The following is a 20,051-nucleotide window of genomic DNA, read 5'->3' as shown; positions in this document are numbered from 1 at the left end:
GGCGCCGGCCGTGTCCGCTGCCTGCCGTGCCGCTTGCCGTGCCGCCGGTCTGCGGGCCGTGAGGCTACGCATCCGCCGGGCGGTCGTTCATTGCCCCCGCCCACAGATTGATCTCCGATTCGACGGCGAACTCATCGATGGCGGCCAGCTCCTCCTGGGTGAAGTCCAAGTTCCGGACCGCGGCCAGATTGTCCTCCAGCTGCTTCACGCTGGAAGCACCGATCAGTGCGGAGGTCACGGGCCGGCCGACGGACTGCTTCCGCAGCACCCAGGCAATGGCCATTTGCGCCAGCGACTGGTCCCGCGCCTGGGCAATGCCGTGCAGCCCGCGGACCCGGCGCAGGTTCGCTTCAGAGAGGTGGGACTGGGCGAGGGATTTGCCGGCCGCTGCCCGCGAATCCGCCGGAATTTCCTCCAGGTACCGGTCTGTGAGCAGGCCCTGCGCCAGCGGCGAGAATGCGATGGAACCCACGCCCTCGGCGTCAAGGGTTTCCAGCAGGCTGGGGCTGCCGTCTTCCACCCAGCGGTTCAGCATGGAGTAGGACGGCTGGTGGATCAACAGCGGTGTGCCCATCCCGCGCAGGATCTTCGCCGCCTCCGCGGTCTTCTCCGCCGAGTAGGAAGAGATGCCGGCGTACAGGGCACGGCCGGACCGGACGGCGGCGTCGAGGGCGCCCATCGTTTCCTCCAGCGGGGTGTCCGGATCCGGACGGTGGCTGTAGAAGATATCGACGTAGTCCAGGCCCATCCGCCTCAGCGATTGGTCCAGGCTCGCCAGCAGGTACTTGCGGCTGCCGCCGAAGCCGTAGGGTCCGGGCCACATGTCCCAACCGGCTTTGCTGGAAATGACCAGTTCGTCCCGGTACGGGCCGAAGTCCTCACGCAACAGGCGCCCGAAGTTCGTTTCGGCGCTGCCGTACGGCGGCCCGTAGTTATTGGCCAGATCAAAATGCGTGACACCCAGGTCGAAGGCGCGGCGCAGGATGGCCCGCTGCGTCTGAAGCGGTTTGTCGTCACCGAAATTGTGCCAAAGGCCCAGCGAGACCGCCGGCAGCTGCAGTCCGCTGCGTCCCAGCCGCCGGTACGGCATGGTGCCGTAGCGGTCGCCGGCAGCAAAATAGGTCATCGGCTCGGCCTTCCTAGTCCTGAAAGGTGCGGTCCTTCGGCCGCCCGCCGTCCCGGAGCACCGTTGCCGGGCCATCTTCCGGTTGCAGGCGTACCACGGCGGCACTGGCCCCGGGCAGCACCACGGCACCGTCTGTGACGGTGATGCCGCTCTCGGTGGCCAGCAGGATGTCCGCTTCGCCGGGGTCGCCGAGGGCTTCCAGCGGGACCAGGCTGGAACCGTCGTCGAAATTCACGGCCACAGCCACCTGTCCCCGGTACAGCACCAGCCAGCCGTCGTCCTCGCTGTATTCGACCGCGGTGGTGCTGAACCGCGGATCCGTCAGCTCCGGCGTGCTCCGGCGCAGGGCGATCAGATCCTTGTACAGCTGCAGCAGCGGATTGTCGCCCTCGGCCTCGGACCAGTCGAGCTTGGAGTCCAGGAACGTCCCAATCTCCTGCGGATTCGGCACCAGCGCCGGATCCCAGCCCATCCGCTCGAATTCCTTCAGCCGCCCCTCGGCGGTCGCCTTGCCCAACTCCGGTTCCGGGTGGGAGGTGAAAAACTGCCACGGGGTCGTGGCGCCGTATTCCTCACCCATGAACAGCATGGGGGTGAACGGACTGGTCAGGTTCAGCACCGCCGCCAGGGCCAGCTTGCTCTGATCCAGCGTGGCGCTCAGCCGGTCCCCGGCGGCACGGTTGCCGATCTGGTCATGGTTCTGGGTGCAGACCACCAGCCTCCAAGTGGGCGTACGCTCCAGGTCGATAGGGCGGCCGTGCTTCCGGCCGCGGAAGGTGGACAGGGTGCCGTCGTGGAAGAACCCGCCGGAAAGCACCTTGGCCAGGGCACCCACGGAGTCGAAGTCCTCGTAGTAGCCGGCGGTTTCACCGGTGAGGTTCACATGCACCGCATGATGGAAATCGTCGCTCCACTGCGCAGACAGTCCGTAGCCGTTGGCTTCGCGCGGCGTGATGAGTCCGGGATTGTTCAGGTCCGATTCGGCGACCAGGAACAGCGGCTTGCCCAGGCGTGCGCCCAGCGCGTCCACCTCGGCGGACAGTTCCTCAAGCAGGTGCACGGCACGGCTGTCCGCGAGCGCGTGCACAGCATCCAGCCGCAGCCCGTCAACGTGGTAGTCCCGCAGCCACATCAGGGCATTGCCGATGATGTAGTCCCGGACCGTGTCCGAGCCGGCAGCGTCCAGGTTGACGGCGTCGCCCCAGCTGGTCCGGCCAGCTGTCAGGTAGGGCCCGAACCGCTGGAGGTAGTTGCCGCTGGGCCCCAGATGGTTGTAGACGACGTCCTGGATCACGCCGATCCCGTGCGCGTGCGCGGCATCGACGAACCGCTGGTAGGAGGCCGGGCCGCCGTAGTCCTCCTGCACGGTGTACCAGAGCACGCCGTCGTAGCCCCAGTTGTGCGTACCGTTAAAGCCGTTGACCGGCAGCAACTCCACAAAGTCGATGCCCAGCTCCGCCAGGTAGGGCAGCTTTTCGACGGCGGCATCCAGGGTCCCGGCGTCGGTGAAGGTTCCGATGTGGAGTTCGTAGATGACGCCGCCGGCCAGCGGCCGCCCTTTCCAGGCCCGGTCCTGCCACGGGTGCGCGGCGGGGTCGAAGGTGCGCGAGAGCTGGTGCACGCCGTTGGGCTGACGCCGGGACCGCGGGTCCGGGACGGGATGGTCGTCGCCGTCGATCAGGTAGCCGTAGTCCACCTCACCGGCGAGTTGCTCCCTCAGGCCCTCGGGCAGGGCCGCGTTACGGCAGCTCCACCAGCCGCCCGCGGCCTGCTGCATCGGCACCTTGAGGCCGTTGGCCAGCAGGATAGTTTCCTTCGCCTCCGGTGCCCAGACATCAAACCGTTCCAGTGCCTCGCCGGTCATGCCGTATGCCCCTTCCCCGTTGTCGTCGATGCTTCCCTTGCCTGGTCCGGGTCGTCCGCGCCCTCCCGGACCAGGAGCGCCACCGGATAGATCTCCAGAATGTCGGTCACCGGCAGGCCGCCCCTTGCCTGGCCGGCGTCGTTCCCGGCAACCCAGGTCCGCCCGGTCAGTTCGTCGCGATAGCTGCCCGCCGGCAGCAGCACCGCGGTGTCCTCCCAGCCCCCGCGTTGTGCCAGGCCGTAGGGCAGCCGGGTGGCCAGACTGACGGCACCGCCCCGGTCGAACGCGAAGAGATGTTCCGCTGCCGGGCCTTCCGCCTGGACGGGCTCGTACCTGGTGAAGAGCCTGGGCCGGTCCCGCCTCAGCCGCAGGGCCCGCGCGGTAACCAGCAGCTTTGCCTGTCCGTCGGCGCCCGGCTCGGGCTGCTCCCCGCCGTCAATCCGTTCCAGTGCCGCTTCCCGGGCGGCGAAGTCCACGCGCCGGCGGTTGTCCGGGTCTACCAACGAATGGTCCCAAAACTCCGTGCCCTGGTAGACATCCGGAACGCCGGGCATGGTGAGCTGGAGCAGTTTGGCGGAGAGTGAGTTGGACCAGCCGGCGGCCTGGATCAGTGCCGTGAAGTCGTCCAGGACGCGCCGCAGCTGCGGGTGGTCGTAGGCGGCGTCCACGGCCGCGTGCATGGTGCGCTCGAAGTCCTCGTCCGGATTGGTCCAGGTGGTGCTGCTGGCCGCCTCGCGCGCCGCTTTCTCGGCGTAGGCATGGGCCCGTTCCCGTTCCAGTGGCCAGGCCCCTACCAGTGCCTGCCACATCAGGGCGGAGAACGGAACATCGTCCAGCGGTGCCAGTGAACGCAGCTGGCCGAAAGTGCCGGCCCACTCCGAGGCGGCCTCGGAGAGCACATGGATGCGCGCCCTGGTGTCTTCGCTGCGTTTGGTGTCATGGGTGGTCAGCGTGGTCATGGACAGCGGCAGCTGCAGCTGCCGCTCCGCCAGCTTGGCGTGCAGCTGCCCGGGGGTCAGCGAGAAGAAGGAGGGGTCAGCTCCCACCTCATTCAGTGAGGTCAGCCGGGCATAGCGGTAGAACGCGGTGTCTTCCACGCCCTTGGCCATGACCATGCCGGAGGTCTGCTGGAACCTGACGGACAGTTCGGTCCCGGTTGCCCGCAGCAGCGGCTTCAGCACGTCGAGGGCCGGGGCCAGGTCGGGGCGGTTCTCCGCTGCCGCCCGGACCGCTTCCTCCAGGTATTCGGCCCCGTCCGGCAGGTAGCTGCGGTACACCGGGAAGCAGGCCAGCAGTTCAGCCACCGCATCCGCAGCCGCCGCGGTCTCCAGCCCCGCGGATGGCGGCACCAGCCGGACCAGGCGCTGGACCTCCGAGTGCAGCATGCCGTCGGCGATCGCCCGCTTGGTACCGTGGATCATCGCGTAGTAGTCCGGCGCTTCCGCCAGTTCCTCCAGGACCTGCTGCCCGGCGGGGTCGACGAACAGCCGGTCAAGGTCCGCGAGCGCGTCGTAGCCGGTGGTTCCGGCGCAGGCCCACCTTCCCGGCAGCCGCTCCCCCGGTTCCAGGATCTTCTCCACCAGCACGTAGGCACCACCGGTAAGGTCGCGCAGGCGGTCCAGGTAATCCTTGGGATCGGCCAGGCCGTCCGGGTGGTCGACCCGCAGCCCGTCGACCAACCCTTCGTCGAACCAGCGGCGGATTTCCGCGTGCGATTCATCGAAGACCCACGGCACCTCCACCCGGACCCCGGCCAAGGTGTTGACGCCGAAGAAACGCCGGTAGTTCAGCTCGGCATCCGCGCGCCTCCAGTGCACCAGCTCGTAGTGCTGGCGGTCGTGGACCTGGCGCGGGGAGGCAGCGTCGTCGTACGTTCCTGCCGCCAGCGGGAAGCGGTGGTCGTAGTAGCGCAGTTCCCCGTCCTCGATCCGCAGCTGCTCAAGTTCGTCCTGGCCATCGCCAAGGACCGGCAGCCGGAGCCTGCCCCCAGCCGCCGCCCAGTCGACGTCGAATGCCTCCGCGTACCGGGAGCCGGGGCCGTCCTTCAGCAGCGACCACCACCACGGGTTGTCGGCTGGAGTGGCAACTCCCTGATGGTTCGGGACGATGTCCACCAGCACGCCCAGGCCGGCCTCATGGGCGGCGTACGCCAGCGCCTTGAGCCCCTCCGGCCCGCCGCGCGAAGCATCCACGCGGGACGGATCAGTCACGTCGTACCCGTGGTCGGAGCCCTTTTCCGCCTGGAGGATCGGGGACAGGTAGACCCAGTCCGCGCCCAGCCGGCGGAGGTATCCCACGAGTCCCGCGGCGTCTGCCAGCGTCAACGACTCTCTGATCTGCAATCTGTAGGTTGACGCTGGCTTCCTCATCGATTCCCTCTCCGCCGGCGACTGGTTGGGCGCCGGACTATGCTGAACTTCCTGCCGGATGCCGGCTACTTGGTTTCCTGCACAACCTTGTCATGCGGTGTCTTTGCCAGTGCCGCCAGGGACGCCGCCACGGAGTGGTCCGGTTCCTCCTCCGGCTCGCTGTAGGCCCGCAGCACCACCAGGGACTTGGCACTGACCGTGATCCGGCCGTCGGCTTTGAGGATCTCGCTGTCTGCCCGCTCCCCGGCGGTGTCGATCATGTGCTCCCACTGGTCGGCATACTCCTGCGGCGGCAGCACGAATGTGACGTCCTCGTTGTTGGAGTTGAAGTAGAGCAGGAAGTTCACGTCGGTGATCGGCCGGCCGCGGCTGTCCACGCCGCGGATGCCGTCGCCGTTGTAGAACACGCCGATCGCCCGGGCCAGCTCCGCATCCCAGTCCTCGGGCAGCATGACCGACCCGTCCAGGTTCAGCCAGACGATGTCCGGCAGCCGTTCGCCTTCCCCGCGGCGGACCGGGCGGCCGTTGAAGAAGCCGCTGCGCCGGAAGGTCGGGTGCTCGGAGCGGAGCTTGCACACGGCCGCGGTGAACTCCACCAGCGGTTGGTCGGCCTCATCCCAGTGCACCCAGGTCAGCTCCGAGTCCTGGCAGTAGGTGTTGTTGTTGCCCTGCTGGGTGCGCCCCATCTCGTCGCCGTGCAGCAGCATCGGCACGCCCTGGGAGAGCATCAGGGTGGCAATGAAGTTGCGCTGCTGCCGGGCCCGCAGCCCCAGGACCGTCGGGTCTGCCGACGGGCCTTCCTCGCCGCAGTTCCAGGAACGGTTGTGGGATTCACCGTCGTTGTTGTCCTCGCCGTTGGCCTCGTTGTGCTTCTCGTTGTAGGACACCAGATCCCGCAGCGTGAAGCCGTCATGGGCCGTGACAAAGTTGATCGACGCGAACGGACGCCGGCCGGAATGCTCGTACAGATCCGCCGACCCGGTCAGCCGGGAGGCGAACTCACCCAGCGTGGACGGCTCGCCCCGCCAGAAATCCCGGACCGTGTCCCGGTACTTGCCGTTCCATTCTGCCCACAGCGGCGGGAAGTTGCCCACCTGGTAGCCGCCCGGACCGACGTCCCACGGCTCGGCGATCAGCTTGACCTGCGAGACCACCGGATCCTGCTGGATCAGTTCAAAGAAGGTGGACAGCTTGTCCACATCGTAGAACTCCCGGGCCAGGGTGGAGGCCAGGTCGAAGCGGAAGCCGTCCACGTGCATTTCGGTGACCCAGTAGCGCAGCGAATCCATCATCAGCTGCATGGAGTGCGGACTGCGGACGTTGATCGAGTTCCCGGTACCCGTGTAGTCCATGTAGTACTGCTTGTCATCCTCGACCAGGCGGTAATAGGCCTGGTTGTCGATCCCGCGGAAGGACAGGGTCGGGCCCAGATGGTTTCCCTCGGCCGTGTGGTTGTAGACCACATCCAGGATGACTTCGATGCCGGCGGCATGCAGCGTCCTGACCATGGCCTTGAACTCCTGCACCTGCTGCCCCGTGTCGCCGGTGGCGCTGTAGGAGTTCTGGGGTGCGAAGAAGCCGATGCTGTTGTAGCCCCAGTAGTTGGACAGGCCCTTCTCCAGCAGCGTGTTGTCCTGGACGAACTGGTGCACCGGCATCAGTTCGATCGCCGTCACCCCGAGCTTCTGCAGGTGCTCGATGACCCCCGGATGGGCGACGCCGGCATAGGTTCCGCGCTGCTCGTCCGGGACTTCCGGGTGCAGCGCGGTCAGGCCCTTGACGTGGGCCTCGTAGATCACGGTCCGGTACAGCGGAGTACGCGGCAGGTTGTCCCCCTGCCAGTCGAAGAACGGATTGATGACCACGCCCATCATCATGTGCGGGGCGGAATCAGCCTCATTGAAGGAGTCCGGTTCGCCGAGGTTGTAGGAGAACAACGACGGATCCCAGTCGATCTCCCCGCTGACGGCCTTGGCGTACGGATCCAGCAGCAGCTTGTTCCGGTTGCAGCGGTGGCCCTGGGACGGGTCGTAAGGCCCGTCGATCCGGTAGCCGTACTTCTGTCCCGGCAGCACCTGGGGAAGGTAGCAGTGCCAGACATAGCCGTCGACGGCTTTCAGCTGAACCTGGGATTCGTGTCCGTCGTCGTCAAAAAGACAGAGGGTCACCGCTTCGGCTACCTCGCTGAAAATGGCGAAATTCGTGCCATTGCCGTCGTAGGTCGCCCCCAGCGGGTAGGGATTACCGGGCCAAACTTCCATATTCACTTCCTGGACTCGGTGAAACGTAAGATCGTGGACAGGGCGGGTACCGTACAGACTACAAGGTTACTGACTATGGCCCGTTGCCCCCGTCATATTGCAGAGTTGCGCGACGGCGGCGGGCACGTGCCGCAGGAGACTCACCGCGCTGAGCGGGCCGCCTCCGCCTGCCAGGACGCCGGCGCGCCCGTGGACCGCAGCAGCCATGGCCGCCAGAACTGCCCAACGGTCGTCGCGATGAAAAAGGCCTTGATCGGCCGGATCCGCGGAACCGATCCGGTCCGCAGCCGCAGTCAGTGCGCCGAGGATTCCCGCCAGCACATCGCCGCTGCCGGCGGTGGCCATCCAGGGCGTGCCGTCCTGCTGGCTGAAAACGGCCCCGGCCGGAGAAGCCACCAAGGTCACGGGGCCTTTGAGCAGGATGGTCGCCCCCGTTCGGCGGGCCGTCTCCCGCACCCAATACAGCGGCGCGGCCTCGATGTCGGCACGTTCGATCGCCTCGCCCGGTTCGTCCTCCAGATGGTGCCGCCCGCCGTTGGCCAGCCGGGACAATAGGGCGGCCAGTTCCCCGGCGTGCGGGGTGAGGATGTGGTGCGGCGCCAATCGCGGGGCGTCCGGCAGCGCGGCGAAGGCACCGGCATCCGCCACCATCGGCAGGCCGCTGTCCAGGGCGTCCCGCATGCGGTCCAGTTGGCCGTCGTCGCCCACGGCGCCGGGACCGATCAGCCAGGCCTGGACCCTGGAGGCGGCAACGGAGGCCTGGCTGCACACTGCCTCTGGTGTCCGGATCAGGACCAGACGGGCCACCTCTTCGGGTCCCAGGTAGCGGATCATGCCGGTTCCCGCCGCCGCAGCCGCCTCTACCGCCAGCAAGGCGGCGCCGGGATACTTGGCCGACCCGGCGACGATGCCGACGACCCCGCGGCTGTACTTGTGGTCCGCATGCCGCGGAACCGGCCACAGCCGGGCGAGGTCCGGTGCTTCCAGCCGGTGGACCGTCGGCGTTCCGCACTGTCCCAGTCCGATGTCCACGGTCTGGACCCGTCCTGCAGCCGCCGCTCCGGGATCGGCCAGCACTCCTGTTTTGGCCGCGCCGAAGGTCACGGTGAGATCGGCACGCAGTACCGGTCCGGCGGTCCGGCCGGAATCCGCGTCCACGCCACTGGGCAGATCGCAGGCCACCACCAGCGGATGGTCCTGCCGCGCACTGTCCAGTGCCTTGTCCCGCGCACTGTCCAGGGTCCGGACCAGGGTGGCCGCCGGTTCCCGCAAGCCCCCGGATGCACCGGTGCCCAGGATGCCATCAATAACGACGTCGGCCTCCGCACAGAGCAGGGCCAGCCCGCCCGCGTTGGCGGCTGCAAGGAGGTGTTCCCGGCCGCCGGTCCGCCGGAACGCGGCGAGGGCACCCGGGTGGGCCCGCGCGGAGCCGTCCGGCCCCGGAGAGGTGAGGATGGCCGTCGTACGTGCTCCCCGACGGGCCAGCAAGGCGCCCGCGTACAGCGCGTCTCCCCCGTTGTTTCCGCTGCCGGCCAACACCACCACCCGCGAGCCATAGACTTTGCCGCGCCGCTGCCGCAGGCCGGCTGCCACAGCCTGGTACAGGCCGTAAGCTGCCCGCTGCATGAGGGCAGCGCCCATACCGGCTTCCAGCAGCGGCGCTTCAGCCGCTCGTACCTGGGTTCCCGTATAGGCGCTGATCATGGACCGAGTCTAGCGTTCGGCCACCACCATCGCCGTGGCCAGGTCGCCGTCGTGGCTCATGGACAGGTGCCAATAGGCCACTCCCTTGGCCTCGGCTGCGGCCGCGACCGTGCCGGTCAGCTCGGGGTACGGATCCCCGCCGGCGTCGACGCAGATGCAGCAGTCCTGCCAGTTCATGCCGACCGGCGCCCCGAGGGCCTTGGCGATGGCCTCTTTGGCGGCAAAGCGCGCGGCCAGCGACCGCGTGCCCAGCCCGCGCTCGGCCGGGGTGAACAAGCGGTCGCGAAGGCCGGGCGTGCGCTCGAGCTGGCGCCGGAACCGCGGCACATCGACGACGTCCACGCCAATTCCGACGATCATCGCAGTCCTTTCACCGCCGGTTATTCGACGGTGACGGATTTGGCGAGGTTGCGGGGCTGGTCGACGTCGTAGCCCTTGGCGGTGGCCAGTTCGCAGGCGAAGATCTGCAGCGGCACGGTCGCCAGCAGCGGGGCGAGCAGGGTCGGGGTCTGCGGGATGTAGAAGACGTGGCTGGCCCAGGCGGCCACCGCCGTGTCGCCTTCCTCGGCGATCACGATGGTCTGCGCGCCGCGGGCGCGGATCTCCTGGATGTTGGAGACGACCTTCGCGTGCAGGCTGTCGCGGCCGCGCGGGGACGGGACGACGACGAAGACCGGCTGGCCCTCCTCGATCAGCGCGATCGGCCCGTGCTTGAGCTCGCCGGCGGCAAAGCCCTCGGCGTGGATGTAGGCCAGCTCCTTGAGCTTCAGCGCGCCCTCCATCGCGACCGGGAAGCCGACGTGCCGGCCCAGGAACAGCACGGATTTGGCCCCGGCCATCGCCCGGGCCAGTTCCTTGACGTTCTCGGACTTGTCCAGGACCTGCTGGATCTTCGCCGGGGTTTCGGCCAGGTCGGCCAGCACGTCGGCGATCTCGTCGCGGTACTTGTTGCCGCGCAGCTGCGCCAGGTACAGGCCCAAAAGGTACGCGGCGGTGATCTGCGCCAAAAACGCCTTGGTCGAGGCCACCGCGATCTCCGGGCCCGCGTGGGTGTAGAGCACCGCGTCGGACTCGCGCGGAATGGTCGAGCCGTTGGTGTTGCAGATCGCCACGACCTTCGCGCCCTGCTCGCGGGCGTAGCGCACAGCCATCAGGGTGTCCATGGTCTCCCCGGACTGGGAGATCGCCACCACCAGGGTCTTCTCGTTCACGATCGGGTCCCGGTAGCGGAACTCGTGCGAGAGCTCCACCTCGGTGGGGATCCGGCACCAGTGCTCGATCGCGTACTTGGCCACCTGCCCGGCATAGGCGCTGGTGCCGCAGGCGAGCACGATGATCTTGTCGATCGAGCGCAGGATCGACTCGTCGATCCGCAGCTCGTCCAGCACCAGGTTCCCGGCCGCGTCGGTCCGGCCCAGCAGGGTGTTGCCCACCGCCTCGGGCTGGTCGTTGATTTCCTTCTCCATGAAGGACGGGTAGCCGCCCTTCTCCGCCGCCGCCGCGTCCCAGGACACCTCGAACTCCCTGCCCTGGGCGGGTTCGCCGAAGAAGTCGGTGATCTCCACCGCGTCGGGGGTGATGGTCACGATCTGGTCCTGGCCCAGCTCCACCGCCCGGCGGGTGAAATCGATGAACCCGGACACATCCGAACCCAAAAAATTCTCGCCCTCGCCCAGGCCCACCACCAGCGGCGAGTTCCGCCGCGCGGCCACCACCGTCTCCGGATGGTCCGCGTGCACCGCCAAAAGCGTGAACGCGCCCTCCAGCCGCCGGCACGCCAGCTGCATCGCCACGGCCAGATCCTTCGTGTCCCGGTAGATGCTGCCCAGCAGCGCCGCGGCGACCTCGGTGTCCGTCTCCGAACGGAACACCGTGCCGGCCTGAAGCAGCTCGGCCTTCAGCTCGGCGAAGTTTTCAATAATGCCGTTGTGGATCACGGCCAGCCGGTCACCGTCGGCCAGATGCGGATGCGCGTTCTCATCCGTCGGACCCCCGTGCGTGGCCCAGCGGGTATGCCCGATCCCGGTCACCGCCGCCGGCAGCGGATCCGCCTCCAGCGCCGCCACCAGGTTCACCAGCTTCCCGGACTTCTTCCGCGACTGGACACCGGCACCGGTCACCAGCGCGACCCCGGCCGAGTCATACCCGCGGTACTCCAGCCGCCGCAGCCCCTCCAGCACCACATCCAGGGCACCATGCCCGTCCAGCGCAGCAGCGCCGCTGCCGGACACAACACCAGCAGAGCCGTTCCGGCGGCCCACATAACCTACGATTCCACACATAGGCTCAAGGGTACCGGCTGCAGCCGGGAACAACGTCAGTACACGCTACGCACGCGGGCGTCACGTTTGGGATTGTGGTCCCCAGAAGGCAGAATTCCTTAGGTGACTGAACCAAGCTCCAGGACCCTGCTGCCCAACGGTGGTGAGAGCAATTTCACACCGTTCGTCGAGCTGGACCGGCAGACTTGGTCACGGCTTGCGGCCGAAATCGAAAACCCCCTCAATGAAGAGGACCTTCTGCGGCTCCGGGGCCTGGGGGACCCGCTGGACCTGAACGAAGTCCGCGAGGTCTACCTGCCGCTCTCCCGGCTCCTGAATCTGTACGTTGCCGCTGCAGGCGAGCTGCACGCCGCGACCACCACGTTCCTGCGCGAGGAAACCAGACGCACCCCCTTTGTCATCGGCGTGGCCGGCTCCGTGGCCGTCGGCAAATCAACCATTGCCCGCGTGCTGCGCGAAATGCTGCGCCGCTGGCCGGACACGCCCAATGTGGAACTGATAACCACGGATGGTTTCCTCTTCCCCAACGCGGAGCTGGAGCGCCGCGGCCTGCTGCAGCGCAAAGGCTTCCCGGAGTCCTACGACCGGCGCCGCCTCCTCCGCTTTGTCAGCGAAGTCAAGAGCGGGGCCCAGGAGGTCCGGGCGCCGCGCTATTCGCACCTGACCTACGACATCCTCCCGGGCGAGGAGGTAGTGGTCCGCCATCCCGACGTGTTGATCGTCGAGGGCCTGAATGTACTGGCTCCCGCCCGGCCGCGTGCGGATGGGAGGTCGGGGCTGGCGCTGAGCGACTTTTTCGACTTCTCCATTTATGTGGACGCCAAGACCGCCTACATTGAAGAATGGTACGTACAGCGGTTCCAGTCCCTGCGCTACTCCGCGTTCGCGCAGCCGGAATCTTATTTCCACCGGTATGCGGACCTGACGGACGAGGAGGCACGGATGACGGCCCTTGATATCTGGCGCCGGATCAACGAGCCGAACCTCAAAGAGAACGTCCTGCCCACCCGCGGCCGCGCCCAGCTGGTGCTCACCAAGGACGCGGACCACACCATCCGCCGGATGCTGCTGCGGAAGACCTGACATCAAGACATTGGGGGATCTGTTGGGGGACAGAACAAGAACCGGACTTACGACGGCGGCAGCCCGGCTGGGTGCCACAGCTTTCCTTGCGGTGTCCGCTCTGCTAATGGCCGGCTGCTCGGCCCCGTCGGATCAGCCGGTTCCGGCCGGCATTGCTGCGTCCACGTTGTCCGCACCGTCTCAGGCCAGCCCCTCGCCGTCCGCTCCAGCCCTGCCCGTTGCTCCCGCGACTGCTCCGCTCACCGGCATTCCGCCGGCCGGCGTCCCCTCGGCCAGCGTCCCCTCGGCCAATGCGCCTTCGGCCGACGCCCTCGGAGGGGCCACGGACCGACACTCGGACCCGAACGCCATCGACGTCGTCGTGAACAAAACCCGCGCACTGGACCCGATCGACTACGAGCCGGCCGACCTCGTCGTTCCCAACGTGCCGAGCACCGCCCCCGGCAGCAGCGCGCTGCGCGCCCAGGTGGCCGCCGCCGTCGAAAGCATGTTCACCGCGGCCGCCGCGGACGGCGTGCAACTGGTCGTGGCCAGTGCCTTTCGCTCCTACACTTACCAGGCAGGCACCTACGCCCACTGGGTGGAACAGAACGGCGGAAACATGGCGGATGCGGATACCGCGTCGGCCCGGCCCGGTTTCTCCGAACACCAGACGGGCCTTGCCCTGGATCTTGCCCAGGCGGACGGCGCGTGCACCCTGCTGCCCTGCTTCGCGGAGCAGCCTGCCGGGCAGTGGGCCGCAGCCAATGCCCACCGTTTCGGGTTCATCGTCCGGTATCAGCTCGGCTTCCACGGCATCACCGGCTTCTACGCCGAGCCGTGGCACTTGCGGTATGTCGGCGTCGAGGTTGCCACGGACATGCAGAACCGCGGATTTCACACCCTCGAGGAGTATTTCGGTCTGCCGGCGGCACCTGGTTATCGCTGAAAGTCAACGAATACCCGGCGGAAAAATCGCTGCAAATGCATATGTACCGCTGTAGTCTGCTCCCATGCTAAGTGGATTCAAAGAGTTCATCCTCCGAGGCAACGTCATGGATCTGGCCATCGCGGTGGTCATGGGTACTGCGTTCACCGCAGTCGTCACGGCGCTGGTCGATGGCATCATCATGCCGCTGGTCGCCGCCATCTTCGGGCAGCCGGATATCTCCTCCGTCGGCAACTTCACCCTCAACGGGGCGGAGTTCTCCATCGGATCGGTGCTCCAGGCTGTCCTGAACTTCCTCCTGATTGCCCTCGCCGTCTATTTCGCCCTGGTCCTGCCGATGAAGCACCTGATGGAGCGCTTCAAGAGGCCAGAGGAAGAAGCAGCCGAAGAGGCCAACGAACAGACCGTCCTGCTGACCGAGATCCGCGACGCTCTGCGCGCGCGGCAGCAATGACCCCACGCCCTACCGAAAAAGCGGCCCGCCCCCGGTCATTCCGGGACGGGCCGCTCTTCTGGGTATGCCTCGGGCAGTCCGCTCAGGCGGATTCCTGCTCCAGCTCCGGTACCAGGGCCAGCTGGACCCGCACCGTTTCCGCCAGTTGTTCGGCGATGGCGCGGGCAATGGACATGTCTGTTGCCTCCACCATCACCCGGACCAGCGGCTCGGTGCCGGAAGGCCGCAGCAGCACGCGTCCGTTTTCCCCGAGCGTGGCTTTGGCCTGTTCAACGGCGTCCTGCACTGCCGCATTGATCCCGGCGCTGGCCTTGTCCACGTCCCTGACGTTGATGAGGACCTGCGGAAGCTTGGTCATGACGGCAGCCAGTTCAGCCAGCGGGCGGCCCGCCTTCGCTACCTGCGCAGCCAGCTGCAGGCCGGTCAGCACTCCGTCGCCGGTCGTGGCGTAGTCGGAGAAAATCACGTGGCCGGATTGCTCGCCGCCCAGGCTGTAGTCCGCCGCGCGCATGGCTTCCAGGACGTAGCGGTCCCCCACACCGGTTTCGAGGATGCTGATGCCCGCGTCCTTCAGCGCCAGTTTGAGCCCAAGATTGCTCATGACCGTAGCCACCAGCACGTTGTCCTTCAGCTTGCCGGCGGAGGCCATGGCCAAGGCCATGATCGCCATGATCTGGTCCCCATCGACGATATTTCCCTCATGGTCGACCGCCAGGCAGCGGTCGGCGTCGCCGTCGTGCGCAATGCCCAGGTCCGCGCCGTGCTCGACGACGGCCGTCTGCAGCTGATCCAGGTGCGTTGAACCGACGCCGTCGTTGATGTTGAGGCCGTCCGGATTGGCTCCCATGACGATCACCTCCGCGCCAGCGTCCGCGAACACCTGGGGCGAGCAGCCGCTGGCTGCGCCGTGCGCACAGTCGAGGACGATCCGGAGACCGTCAAGGCGGTGGGGCAGGGTCTGCAGCAAATGCACGATGTAACGGTCCTCGGCGTCCGCGAAACGCTGGATCCGTCCCACATCGCCGCCGGTGGGCCGTGGGCTCGGCTCCGCCATCTCCGCCTCGATCGCGTCTTCCAGCGCGTCGTCCAGCTTCTGCCCGCCGCGCGCCAGGAACTTGATGCCGTTGTCCGGTGCAGGATTGTGGGACGCGGAGATCATTACGCCGAAATCCGCATCGAGGTCCCCCACCAGGTAGGCGGCCGCAGGTGTCGGCAGCACGCCGGCGTCGTACACATCGACACCGCAGCTGGCGAGCCCGGCGCTGACAGCGGCGCCGATGAATTCACCGCTGATGCGCGGATCCCGGGCGATCACCGCTCTGGGGCGCACGCCCTCGGCCACCTGCCGGTGGCCCAGGACCACGGCGGCCGCCTGGGCGAGCTGGAGCGACAGCTCCGCCGTGATCAATCCATTTGCAAGTCCTCGGACGCCATCGGTCCCAAACAATCTAGTCATCGGCATACATCCTAAGTGACGAAAACAGCTGCCCCGACCGCGGGCCGGAGCAGCAGGTTAAACAAAGGACCCGTCCGGCCCACCGAAATGGTGTTCCAGACGGGTCCCAAGGCAACGGTGATTCGAGGAATCGAATCAGCGCTTGGAGTACTGAGGCGCCTTGCGTGCCTTCTTCAGACCGGCCTTCTTACGCTCGATGACGCGGGCGTCACGGGTCAGGAAGCCGGCCTTCTTCAGGGCGGGACGGTTGTTGTCCCGGTCGATCTCGTTCAGCGCGCGGGCGACGCCCAGGCGAAGGGCGCCGGCCTGGCCGGACGGGCCCCCGCCGACGATGCGGGCGATCACGTCGTAGGCACCTTCAAGTTCAAGAATCTTGAAGGGCTCGTTGACTTCCTGCTGGTGCAGCTTGTTCGGGAAGTAGTTGGCCAGTTCGCGGCCGTTGATCGTCCAGTTGCCGGTGCCGGGGACAACGCGCACGCGGGCGATCGCCTGCTTGCGGCGGCCAACGGCGGAGCCGGGCACCGTCAGGGCGGGCCGTTCCTTGACGACGGTCGGAGCGGACTCCGGGGTCTCCGAGGTGTAGCTGGTCAGCCCCTCGGTGTTGTCATTCAGCTCTTCAGTGTTCTGAGCCACGATTCTCCTTGAATACGTTTTCTGTTGGTGGCCAGGACTACTGGGCGACCTGGGTGATTTCGAAGGTCTTCGGCTGCTGGGCAGCGTGCGGGTGCTCTGCGCCCGCGTAGACCTTCAGCTTGGACAGCTGCTGGGCAGCCAGGGAGTTCTTCGGGAGCATGCCCTTGATGGCCTTCTCGACCGCGCGGACCGGGTTCTTCTCCAGCAGCTCTGCGTAGCTGGCGGACTTGAGGCCGCCTGGGTAACCGGAGTGGCGGTAGGCGCGCTTCTGCTCAAGCTTAGCGCCGGTCAGGGCCACCTTGTCGGCGTTGATGATGATGACGAAATCGCCCATGTCCATGTGGGGAGCAAAGGTCGGCTTGTGCTTTCCGCGCAGCAGTGTTGCGGTCTGGCTGGCAAGACGACCCAGGACTACGTCTGTGGCGTCAATGACGTGCCACTGGCGGTTAATGTCGCCGGGCTTCGGGGTGTACGTACGCACGGTTTTTGCCTTTTCTTGTTCTTTGTTGGCGCTACAGGTCACGCCGGTTATCAGTGCGCTACCGGAACTCCAGGTGAGGGCTGAAATGTAACCAGTGGTCCAGAAGTCTCGGCCGTTTCCCCGGACCAGGCGGCTCTGCAACTGAACCATCACGGGGACACAGACGTATCGAGGTAGGACACGCACAACGACTACCTAGACTAGCGCGGATAAGGCTGGCAGGTCAAAACCAGTCGTTGATGCCGATAGTTAACAATGCCGCTTCGCTACTTGTTTCAAGGGGTGGCCAAAACGGGTAGCGCGATGGCTTGAGGCAGCGTGTGGCCGGTGCCACAGTTGTCTTAGTGAAGTTCAGCGGCCTGGCCGGTTCGACCGGCACCGTCGGTTGGGGGGAACCGGAGGGACCGCCGAACTTGACCAGCGGCTCCACAGCTTGAGGCCACCATCCCGGCTGCTCTTGGGGGAGAACAGCCAGTAGTTCGATCGTCGCGGTCCAGTCCACGGGCCCGGCGATCAACTATTTAAGTCACTCCTCGTCCTCGTCCCCGCTGCCGGACCCGGCGTCCGCTTCAGGCAGGGCCTCCCGTCGTGCCCGGGTCTGCTCCGCGCGCAGCAGCAGGCCGGCGTCGTCCGGGTAACGGACTTCCTCCAGGACCAGCGGATGCGCCGGCGCCAGCTTGGACTTCGAGTCCCGCGTCCGGGCCAGCATCCGCTCGCGCAGCCAATCCGGTCCGTGCATACCGCCGCCCACGAGCAGCGAGGCACCAATCAGGGCCCGCACCATATTGTGGCAGAAGGCATCCGCCTGGACCGTGGCTTCGATGATGCCGTCAGCACGCCGGACAAACTCGAACCGCTGCAGCTCGCGCACGGTAGTGGCACCGGCACGCGGCTTGCAGAATGCAAGGAAGTCCTGCATGCCCAGCAGTGCCGGGGCGGCCGCATTCATGCGCTCCACGTCCAAGGGCTCCTTGTGCCACAGCGTGATGTTTCGCAGCAGCGGATCCCACTGGGCGGGTGCGTCCGCGATCCGGTAGCTGTAGCGCCGCCAGAGCGCCGAGAATCGCGCGTCGAATCCCGCCGGCGCCACCGCGGCGCGGTGGACTTCGACGGCGCCGACGACCGCCGGGTCGGAGGTGGCGCCCTGCCGGGCGGGTTGCAGGCTCCGGCTGAGGACATTGCGCAGCACCCCGCGCAGCCGCCGCTGCAGCGCTTCCAACGGCGGCAGGTCCCGTCCACGGCTCAGCGCTTCCCACTCCCCCGCCGCCAGGTCGAAGTGGACCACCTGTCCGCGTGCATGGACGCCGGCATCCGTACGGCCGGCCACCGTCAGGCGTACCTGCCTGCGGATCAGCGTGGCGAGGGCTTCTTCGAGGACCCCTTGGACGGTGGGCAGGCCGGGCTGGACCGCCCAGCCGGCGAAGCGGGCACCGTCATAGGAAAGATCCAGCCGGATCCGCACGGGTTCGGTCCCTGTCGCCGGAGAGGGTGCCGTCTCCGGAGACGGCGGAAGCCCGCCTCCCTGTGCGGGGATGGCGGGCTTCCGTGAGTGCATAGCGATTATGCTACCGGGGTTTCGACAGGCTCAACCACCGGAAGGCTCGGCTCAACCACCGGGCCGAACGGCAGGCTAGGCCAGTCCGTCCTTGTGGGTCTCCTTGGCCTGGTCAGCAGCCTCGGTCGCAGCCTCGGCAGCCTGCTCGTCGGCAGCCTGGGCAGCCTCAGTGTCGGCAGCGGCCGCTTCCTGCACCGGAGCTTCCTCGGCGGACTCGGCAGCCGGAGCCTGCGCAGCCTCGGCTTCGGCCTCGGCAGCCGGAGCAGCCTTCGCAGCGTCCTGCTGGGCAGCGGCGGTAGCCTCGGCCACAACGGCCTGCTTCGGGGAAACCGGTTCCAGGACCAGTTCGATCACGGCCATCGGCGCGTTGTCGCCCTTGCGGGGGCCGATCTTGGTGATGCGGGTGTAGCCGCCGGCGCGGTTCTCCATCGCGGAGGCGATGTCGGTGAACAGCTCATGGACAATGCCCTTGTTGCTGATGACACCGAGCACCCGGCGGCGCGAGGCCAGATCCCCGCGCTTGGCGAAGGTGATCAGGCGCTCGGCGTACGGGCGCAGGCGCTTGGCCTTGGTTTCGGTGGTGGTGATGCGCTTGTGCTCGAAGAGCGAAGCGGCCAGGTTGGCGAGCATCAGGCGCTCGTGGGCCGGACCGCCTCCGAGGCGCGGACCCTTAGTGGGCGTAGGCATGGTTGTTTCTCCTCAAGTGGACCGCTCCGTGCGTCATGGCAGGAGCGGAAGGTGACGTTTTAGAGCTCGTCGTCGCTGTAAGCGGCTTCGTCCTCTTCGATGGCTGCGGCGCGTGCTGCAAGGTCGAATCCTGGAGGGGAATCCTTCAGGGACAGACCAAGTTCGACCAGCTTCGCCTTGACCTCATCGATGGACTTCGCACCGAAGTTGCGGATGTCCATCAGGTCAGCCTCGGAGCGGGCAACGAGTTCACCCACGGAGTGGATGCCCTCACGCTTGAGGCAGTTGTAGGACCGCACGGTCAGTTCGAGATCCTCGATCGGCAGTGCCATGTCGGCAGCCAGTGCGGCGTCCGTCGGGGACGGGCCGATCTCGATGCCTTCCGCGGCGGTGTTCAGTTCGCGGGCCAGACCGAACAGTTCAACCAGGGTGGTACCGGCAGAGGCGACGGCATCGCGCGGTGCGATGGAATCCTTGGTTTCGACGTCGACGATCAGCTTGTCGAAGTCGGTGCGCTGCTCGACGCGGGTAGCCTCCACGCGGAAGGTTACCTTCAGCACCGGCGAGTAGATGGAGTCGACCGGGATACGGCCGATCTCCTGGTCGCCGGACTTGTTCTGGGCCGCGGAAACATAGCCGCGGCCGCGCTCGATGGTCAGCTCGAGTTCGAACTTGCCCTTCGAGTTGAGCGTGGCGATGTGCAGGTCCGGGTTGTGGAATTCCACACCGGCCGGCGGAGCGATGTCCGCGGCGGTAACGTCGCCGGGTCCCTGCTTGCGCAGGTAGGCGACGACCGGCTCGTCGTGCTCGGACGAGACAGCCAGGTTCTTGATGTTCAGGATGATCTCGGTGACATCTTCCTTCACGCCCGGAACCGTGGTGAACTCGTGCAGCACGCCGTCGATCCGGATGCTGGTGACCGCGGCACCGGGAATGGAGGACAGCAGGGTCCGGCGAAGCGAGTTGCCCAGGGTGTAGCCGAAGCCCGGCTCCAGCGGCTCGATGACGAACCGGGAGCGGTTATCGCTAACTACCTCTTCGGTAAGGGTGGGGCGCTGTGCAATAAGCACTGATATTTCCTTTCAGCGAGCATCCGCTATATGACGCAACACGATTGGTGGAAACGGTGTCCACCGTTGTCGGGTCTGACCCGGTGGCGGTGGACAGC

General features: G+C 66.9%; 16 protein-coding genes. 3 read left to right on the top strand and 13 right to left on the bottom strand.

The window, feature by feature from the left end; translation table 11 throughout:
- Nucleotides 1-64: 64 nt before the first annotated feature.
- The 7 genes from mgrA to glmS all read right to left on the bottom strand — a co-directional run bounded on the left by mgrA (nucleotide 65) and on the right by glmS (nucleotide 11,606).
- The gene (mgrA, locus tag AC5RWU_RS05930; RefSeq protein WP_494030162.1) at nucleotides 65-1,126 is read right to left on the bottom strand and encodes an L-glyceraldehyde 3-phosphate reductase; all 1,062 of its coding nucleotides are present in this window, start codon (nucleotides 1,124-1,126) and stop codon (nucleotides 65-67) included.
- Nucleotides 1,127-1,139: 13 nt separating this feature from the next.
- On the bottom strand, nucleotides 1,140-2,990 hold the full coding sequence (gene treZ, locus AC5RWU_RS05925; RefSeq protein ID WP_494030161.1) for a malto-oligosyltrehalose trehalohydrolase: 1,851 nt from the start codon (nucleotides 2,988-2,990) through the stop codon (nucleotides 1,140-1,142).
- On the bottom strand, nucleotides 2,987-5,359 hold the full coding sequence (gene treY, locus AC5RWU_RS05920; RefSeq protein ID WP_494030160.1) for a malto-oligosyltrehalose synthase: 2,373 nt from the start codon (nucleotides 5,357-5,359) through the stop codon (nucleotides 2,987-2,989). Before treY ends, treZ begins: the two co-directional genes overlap by 4 nt.
- Before the next feature lie 65 nt (nucleotides 5,360-5,424).
- Complete coding sequence (gene glgX, locus AC5RWU_RS05915) at nucleotides 5,425-7,620, bottom strand: glycogen debranching protein GlgX (RefSeq protein ID WP_494030159.1); 2,196 nt, start codon at nucleotides 7,618-7,620, stop codon at nucleotides 5,425-5,427.
- Nucleotides 7,621-7,686: 66 nt separating this feature from the next.
- Nucleotides 7,687-9,324, bottom strand: a complete 1,638-nt coding sequence (locus tag AC5RWU_RS05910; protein WP_494030158.1) for an NAD(P)H-hydrate epimerase — start codon at nucleotides 9,322-9,324, stop codon at nucleotides 7,687-7,689.
- Between the two features lie 9 nt (nucleotides 9,325-9,333).
- Nucleotides 9,334-9,684, bottom strand: coding sequence for a holo-ACP synthase (locus AC5RWU_RS05905; protein WP_494030157.1), 351 nt, complete (start codon nucleotides 9,682-9,684; stop codon nucleotides 9,334-9,336).
- A gap of 20 nt (nucleotides 9,685-9,704) precedes the next feature.
- The gene (gene glmS, locus AC5RWU_RS05900) at nucleotides 9,705-11,606 is read right to left on the bottom strand and encodes a glutamine--fructose-6-phosphate transaminase (isomerizing) (protein WP_494030156.1); all 1,902 of its coding nucleotides are present in this window, start codon (nucleotides 11,604-11,606) and stop codon (nucleotides 9,705-9,707) included.
- A 126-nt stretch (nucleotides 11,607-11,732) separates the two neighbouring features.
- Here glmS and coaA point away from each other — a divergent pair, with 126 nt between their 5' ends.
- The 3 genes from coaA (at nucleotide 11,733) to mscL (ending at nucleotide 14,071) form a co-directional block, all read left to right on the top strand.
- The gene (gene coaA, locus AC5RWU_RS05895) at nucleotides 11,733-12,689 is read left to right on the top strand and encodes a type I pantothenate kinase (protein WP_494030198.1); all 957 of its coding nucleotides are present in this window, start codon (nucleotides 11,733-11,735) and stop codon (nucleotides 12,687-12,689) included.
- A 91-nt stretch (nucleotides 12,690-12,780) separates the two neighbouring features.
- Nucleotides 12,781-13,617: a M15 family metallopeptidase gene (locus AC5RWU_RS05890; protein WP_494030155.1), complete on the top strand. Its 837-nt coding sequence runs from the start codon at nucleotides 12,781-12,783 to the stop codon at nucleotides 13,615-13,617.
- A 106-nt stretch (nucleotides 13,618-13,723) separates the two neighbouring features.
- A complete protein-coding gene (gene mscL, locus AC5RWU_RS05885; protein WP_494036935.1) occupies nucleotides 13,724-14,071 on the top strand; it encodes a large conductance mechanosensitive channel protein MscL in 348 nt (115 codons plus the stop codon).
- Between the two features lie 82 nt (nucleotides 14,072-14,153).
- On the opposite strand, the gene glmM is transcribed toward mscL, so the two are convergent.
- The 6 genes from glmM to AC5RWU_RS05855 all read right to left on the bottom strand — a co-directional run bounded on the left by glmM (nucleotide 14,154) and on the right by AC5RWU_RS05855 (nucleotide 19,953).
- Nucleotides 14,154-15,527, bottom strand: a complete 1,374-nt coding sequence (glmM, locus tag AC5RWU_RS05880; RefSeq protein ID WP_494030153.1) for a phosphoglucosamine mutase — start codon at nucleotides 15,525-15,527, stop codon at nucleotides 14,154-14,156.
- Nucleotides 15,528-15,662: 135 nt separating this feature from the next.
- A complete protein-coding gene (rpsI, locus tag AC5RWU_RS05875) occupies nucleotides 15,663-16,160 on the bottom strand; it encodes a 30S ribosomal protein S9 (protein WP_494030152.1) in 498 nt (165 codons plus the stop codon).
- Between the two features lie 37 nt (nucleotides 16,161-16,197).
- Nucleotides 16,198-16,641 carry a 50S ribosomal protein L13 gene (gene rplM, locus AC5RWU_RS05870; protein ID WP_494030151.1) on the bottom strand — a complete coding sequence of 148 codons (444 nt, stop codon included), beginning with the start codon at nucleotides 16,639-16,641 and terminating at the stop codon, nucleotides 16,198-16,200.
- Nucleotides 16,642-17,167: 526 nt separating this feature from the next.
- A complete protein-coding gene (locus AC5RWU_RS05865; RefSeq protein ID WP_494030150.1) occupies nucleotides 17,168-18,196 on the bottom strand; it encodes a tRNA pseudouridine synthase A in 1,029 nt (342 codons plus the stop codon).
- Nucleotides 18,197-18,271: 75 nt separating this feature from the next.
- Complete coding sequence (rplQ, locus tag AC5RWU_RS05860) at nucleotides 18,272-18,883, bottom strand: 50S ribosomal protein L17 (protein ID WP_494030149.1); 612 nt, start codon at nucleotides 18,881-18,883, stop codon at nucleotides 18,272-18,274.
- A 59-nt stretch (nucleotides 18,884-18,942) separates the two neighbouring features.
- Complete coding sequence (locus tag AC5RWU_RS05855; protein WP_494030148.1) at nucleotides 18,943-19,953, bottom strand: DNA-directed RNA polymerase subunit alpha; 1,011 nt, start codon at nucleotides 19,951-19,953, stop codon at nucleotides 18,943-18,945.
- Nucleotides 19,954-20,051: the final 98 nt, after the last annotated feature.

It is taken from the genome of Arthrobacter sp. B0427-1-12, assembly GCF_059092905.1.
Note: the sequence above shows the minus strand (reverse complement) of the source record. Positions and strands in the feature narration are given on the sequence as shown.

What these genes read in the sequence shown, in the direction of transcription:
- AC5RWU_RS05910 (WP_494030158.1), bottom strand. Translation starts at nt 9,324, where the DNA reads ATGATCAGCGCCTATACGGGAACCCAGGTACGAGCGGCTGAAGCGCCG.
- treZ (WP_494030161.1), bottom strand. Translation starts at nt 2,990, where the DNA reads ATGACCGGCGAGGCACTGGAACGGTTTGATGTCTGGGCACCGGAGGCG.
- AC5RWU_RS05905 (WP_494030157.1), bottom strand. Translation starts at nt 9,684, where the DNA reads ATGATCGTCGGAATTGGCGTGGACGTCGTCGATGTGCCGCGGTTCCGG.
- glmM (WP_494030153.1), bottom strand. Translation starts at nt 15,527, where the DNA reads ATGACTAGATTGTTTGGGACCGATGGCGTCCGAGGACTTGCAAATGGA.
- mscL (WP_494036935.1), top strand. Translation starts at nt 13,724, where the DNA reads ATGGATCTGGCCATCGCGGTGGTCATGGGTACTGCGTTCACCGCAGTC.
- glmS (WP_494030156.1), bottom strand. Translation starts at nt 11,606, where the DNA reads ATGTGTGGAATCGTAGGTTATGTGGGCCGCCGGAACGGCTCTGCTGGT.
- treY (WP_494030160.1), bottom strand. Translation starts at nt 5,359, where the DNA reads ATGAGGAAGCCAGCGTCAACCTACAGATTGCAGATCAGAGAGTCGTTG.
- mgrA (WP_494030162.1), bottom strand. Translation starts at nt 1,126, where the DNA reads ATGACCTATTTTGCTGCCGGCGACCGCTACGGCACCATGCCGTACCGG.
- AC5RWU_RS05865 (WP_494030150.1), bottom strand. Translation starts at nt 18,196, where the DNA reads ATGCACTCACGGAAGCCCGCCATCCCCGCACAGGGAGGCGGGCTTCCG.
- glgX (WP_494030159.1), bottom strand. Translation starts at nt 7,620, where the DNA reads ATGGAAGTTTGGCCCGGTAATCCCTACCCGCTGGGGGCGACCTACGAC.
- rplQ (WP_494030149.1), bottom strand. Translation starts at nt 18,883, where the DNA reads ATGCCTACGCCCACTAAGGGTCCGCGCCTCGGAGGCGGTCCGGCCCAC.